The sequence below is a fragment of the Stenotrophomonas sp. 05L44_2 genome (genome assembly GCF_056665995.1).
This window is the reverse complement of the sequence record NZ_JBFTNR010000358.1, coordinates 1-4,282: the sequence shown is the minus strand read 5'-3', so window position 1 is coordinate 4,282 and position 4,282 is coordinate 1. Positions and strand designations below refer to the sequence as shown.

5 protein-coding genes are annotated in these 4,282 nt (G+C 67.9%); 1 reads left to right on the top strand and 4 read right to left on the bottom strand.

All coding sequences use genetic code 11. The features are described from left to right. From AC1VAN_RS13370 to AC1VAN_RS13360, 3 genes are all read right to left on the bottom strand, one after another. A partial coding sequence (locus tag AC1VAN_RS13370; protein ID WP_480985968.1) for an amino acid permease occupies positions 1-1,313 on the bottom strand: 1,313 nt, incomplete at its 3' end. A gap of 154 nt (positions 1,314-1,467) precedes the next feature. Beyond that, positions 1,468-1,881, bottom strand: a complete 414-nt coding sequence (locus AC1VAN_RS13365) for a hypothetical protein (protein WP_032978506.1) — start codon at positions 1,879-1,881, stop codon at positions 1,468-1,470. A 46-nt stretch (positions 1,882-1,927) separates the two neighbouring features. Then, positions 1,928-3,004 carry an aldo/keto reductase gene (locus AC1VAN_RS13360; protein WP_480985967.1) on the bottom strand — a complete coding sequence of 359 codons (1,077 nt, stop codon included), beginning with the start codon at positions 3,002-3,004 and terminating at the stop codon, positions 1,928-1,930. 110 nt (positions 3,005-3,114) lie between these two features. Here AC1VAN_RS13360 and AC1VAN_RS13355 point away from each other — a divergent pair, with 110 nt between their 5' ends. After that, complete coding sequence (locus AC1VAN_RS13355; RefSeq protein WP_051585166.1) at positions 3,115-4,083, top strand: LysR family transcriptional regulator; 969 nt, start codon at positions 3,115-3,117, stop codon at positions 4,081-4,083. On the opposite strand, the gene AC1VAN_RS13350 is transcribed toward AC1VAN_RS13355, so the two are convergent. After that, on the bottom strand, positions 4,021-4,282 hold a 262-nt coding region (locus AC1VAN_RS13350), incomplete at its 5' end, for a LysE family translocator (protein ID WP_480985966.1). The two genes, AC1VAN_RS13355 and AC1VAN_RS13350, sit on opposite strands and share 63 nt — an antisense overlap.

The following is a 4,282-nucleotide window of genomic DNA, read 5'->3' as shown; positions in this document are numbered from 1 at the left end:
ATGCAGCCCAGTGCCGCCAGCGGGCCGACAATGAAGGCCAAAGGCGTGCGGAAGGTGCGCTCGCGGTTCGGCTCACGCACGCGCAGCACCACCAGGCAGATGCCAACGGCGGTGAACGCGGCCAGGGTACCGGCATTGGCCAGTGCGGCGATCTCGTCCAGGCGTGCAACGCCGGCCAGTGCCGACACCACCAGGGCGGTGAACAGCGTGGTCGCCACCGGCGTGCCGGTACGTGCGTTGACCTTGGACAGGCCACGCGGCAGCAGTCCATCGCGGCTCATGACGAAGAAGATGCGGCTCTGGCCGTACAGGAAGGCCAGCAGCACGGTCGGCAGGGCGATGATCGCGATCACGCCGATCAGCATCGCGGCGGTGGGCTGGCCCAGCTGGCGCATGATCAATGCCAGCGGCTCGGCACTCTGGCCGAACACGGTGTAGCTCATCGCACCAATCGCAGCCAGCGCCACCAGCACGTACACGATGGTGCAGCCGACCATCGAGCCGATGATGCCGATGGACAGGTCGCGCCCGGGGTTCTTGGTTTCTTCGGCGGCGGTGGAGATCGCGTCGAAGCCGTAGAACGCGAAGAAGATGATCGCCGCCGCCGCCATCACGCCGCGCTCGACGCCATCCGGGCCCAGCGTCTTGGCGAATCCGTAAGGCATGAACGGCTGCAGGTTGTTGGCGTCGAACGCCGGCAGGGCCACCGCCACGAAGATCGCCAGCGCGATCAGCTTGAACACGACCAGGATCGCGTTGAGGGTGGCGCTTTCCTTGGTACCGGCCATCAGCATCAGGGCCACCAGCCAGGTGATGACGATGGCGGGCAGGTTGATCATGCCGCCATCGACGTGCGGGCCTGCCGCGAGCATCGCCGGCAGGCGCAGGTCCCAGCCGAACTGGGTATGCACCCATTCCAGGAAGCCGACGAAGTAACCGGACCAGCCGACCGCCACGGTACTCACCACCAGCGAGTACTCCAGGATCAGGCTCCAGCCCACCACCCAGGCAAACACTTCGCCCAGGGCACTGTAGCTGTAGGTATAGGCACTGCCGGCGGCAGGCATCATCGTGGACAGCTCTGCATAGGCCAATGCCGCGCAGGCACACACCGCGCCGGCGATGGCGAAGGAGATCAGCAAGGCCGGGCCAGCGCGGTCGGCACCCACGCCGATCAGGGTGTAGATGCCGGTGCCGACGATGGCGCCGATGCCCAGCGCGATCAGGTGCGGCCAGCTGAGGGTCGGGACCAGACGCCGGCCGGCTTCATGGACGGTGACGGAATCTAGGGACTTGCGCCGGAGCAGGGACATGCAGGCCTCGGAAGGGGTGACTGAGAACGACAAGTCCCCGAGTGTGACCGAACGCAGCGCAGCATTGCCACTGACGGGGGTCATGGCCGACACAGCGCGCGCTGGACGCTGGGCACTCTGCCGGAAACGGCACAAACGGCCTCAGCGCAGGCGCCTACCAGTGACAGCCGTCGTCCTGGAAGGCGTTGACGTCTTCGTCGAAGTCCGCGCGGCGACCGTCCCGGGCACGCACGTAGCTGAAGCTGTAGATCCGTGTGCCCTGCGTGCTCAGTGTGTAGTGACCGTTGATGCGACCGTCCACGCGCTCTTCCCAGACGGTGTCGAACTGGTAGGGGCGGTCTTCGTCCAGCACCGTGGTCTGTTCGGAGACCCGCCGCAGCGGCAGGCGCTCGCTGTGCCCGGCGTAGCGCACATCGGCGCGGCCATCGTCCAGCCAGCGCCATTCCAGGTGGATCGTGTTGTCGCGGCCATCGCTGAGGCAGCGGTGGTCCGGTGCGGCCGTGGCCGGTCCACTGGCAAGCAGCAGCACCAGGGCTGCTGCGACCGCGAGCGTTGGTGTTGCGGCCATGGCGCTTTTGTCCCACGAGGGGCGCCAGCATAGCGCGCCCCCATTGTTACCTGCCCAGCGCGCGTGGCTGCAGACGCGTACCGCCGCTCATCAGCATGCGTGGCAGCGGCATCTGCAGGAAGTCGTGCGGGAAGGCAGGCGCGACCGCGCTGATCGCATCCAGCCGTGCCAGCGCCTCAGCCGGCAGCGCCAGATCCAGCGCCGCCAGGTTGTGTTCGAACTGGTCCAGGGTGCGTGCACCGACGATCGGCATGGCCCCGGCCGCGGGTCGTTGCAGCAGCCAGGCCAGAGCGACCTGCGCAGCCGAGTGCGACAGTTCCGCCGCGACGGCAGCGACTTCCCCGGCGATGTTCAACGAACGTGGCGTCAACGCGCCATTGATGAGGGCCACGTTGCGCCGGGAACCGCCCGGCGTAGCCTCCGGCGGCTCGGCCGCGGTGAGATCAGCCGCGCTGTACTTGCCGGTCAGCACCCCGCTGCCCAGCGGCGACCACGCCACCACGCCCAACCCGAGCGCCTCGGCCATCGGCAGCAGCTCCTGTTCGACGCTGCGCTGGATCAGGCTGTATTCGATCTGCAGGGCCACCAGCGGCGCCCAACCGCGCAGGTCGGCCAGGGTCTGCATGCGGGCGATCTGCCAGGCCGGCGTGTCCGAGATGCCGGCATACAGCACCTTGCCGCTGCGCACGAGATCGTCGAAACCGCGCATCACCTCGTCCACCCCGGTGGTGTCGTCCCAGGCGTGCAGGTACAGCAGATCCAGGTAGTCGGTGCCGAGCCGGCGCAGGCTGTCCTCCACCGAGCGCATCATGCTCTTGCGGTGGTTGCCGGCGTTGTTCGGATCGCCGGGCACGGTCGCCAGGGTGTACTTGCTGGCGATCACCAGCCGTTCGCGGCGGCCCTGGGCGAATCGCCCGAGCAGCGTCTCGGCGCTGCCATTGGTGTAGTTGTTTGYGGTATCAACGAAGTTGCCACCGCGTTCGACGTAGGCATCGAAGATGCGGCGGGCCTCGGCTTCGTCCGCGCCCCACCCCCAGTCGGCACCGAAGGTCATCGTGCCCAGCGCCATCGGGCTGACACGCAGGCCGGAGCGACCGAGCAGGCGGTAGTGATCAAGTGACATGTGGCATTCCATCGGAGGAGGCGGTGTGCCGCCGGGAGGGAAAGCATCCGTCCGATGATCCTGTGGATAAACTGGACACAGCCGAACTGACAATGAAGGAACGCTTCACAATGGATCCCTCCGCACCGCTGTCGGCGGTGGTCGCGTTTGTCCACGTGGCCGACCACGCCAGCTTTACCCGCGCCGCAGATGCGCTTGGTGTCTCGACCTCGGCACTGTCACAGAGCGTGCGCGCGCTGGAAGCGCGGATGGGCGTGCGCCTGTTGCAACGGACCACGCGCCGGGTGGGGCTGACCGAGCACGGTGCACGCTTCCTGCAGCGCGTACGTGGCGGGCTGGCACAGATCGAATCGGCCTTCGAGGACCTGGACAGCGCGCGGACCGTGCCGGCCGGTCGGCTGCGCATCACCCTGCCACGCATCGTTGCCGAGCGCCGGGTCCTGCCGGCGCTGCCGTCCTTCCTGGCCCGGTATCCGCAGGTGGAGGTGGAATTGTGCGTGGAACCGGCGTTGACCGATCTGGTCGCCGAGGGTTTCGACGCAGGCATCCGCCTGGGGGAATCGTTGGCGCAGGGCATGATCGCGGTGCCGATCGGGCCGCCCGAGCGCCAGGTGGTGGTGGCCACGCCGGGCTACTTCGCGCGCCACGGTGTGCCGCAGAGCCCGCAGGAGCTGCAGGGCCACGACTGTATCGTCCATCGCCGCGCCAATGGCCGGCTGATGCCCTGGGAATTCAGCCGTGAGGGGCGTGACCTGGACGTAGCCGTCGAGGGCCGGCTGGTGTTCAACGATGCCGAACTGGCCTATGCGGCGGTGCTGGCTGGGCTGGGCATGGCGCAGGGGTTCGCCTCACTGGTCGCCGACGACCTGGCTGCCGGCCGCCTGCGCAGCGTGCTGGAGGACTGGCAGCCGCCGTTCCCCGGCTTTCATCTGTACTACCCGGCGCGCGAGCATATGGCGCCCAAGCTGCGGGTGTTCATCGACCACCTGCGCGCGGCCTGCCAGGCCGACGGGATCTCAGCCGTTCAGGCCCAGGCGGATGCCGAAGCCGACCAGGAACAGGCCGGCAACACGCCGTAGCGCATCGCTGACCCGCGGGTGCTGGATCAACCGGCGGCGGGCCAGGTTGCCGACCCAGATCAGCAGCGAGCAGTAGGCGATGCTGACCACGAAGATGATCCCGGCCAGCGCGGCGAACGTAGCGATGCCCTGGTGGGCCTTCGGGTCGATGAACAACGGCAGGAAGGCCATGTAGAACAGGATCGCTTTCGGATTGAGC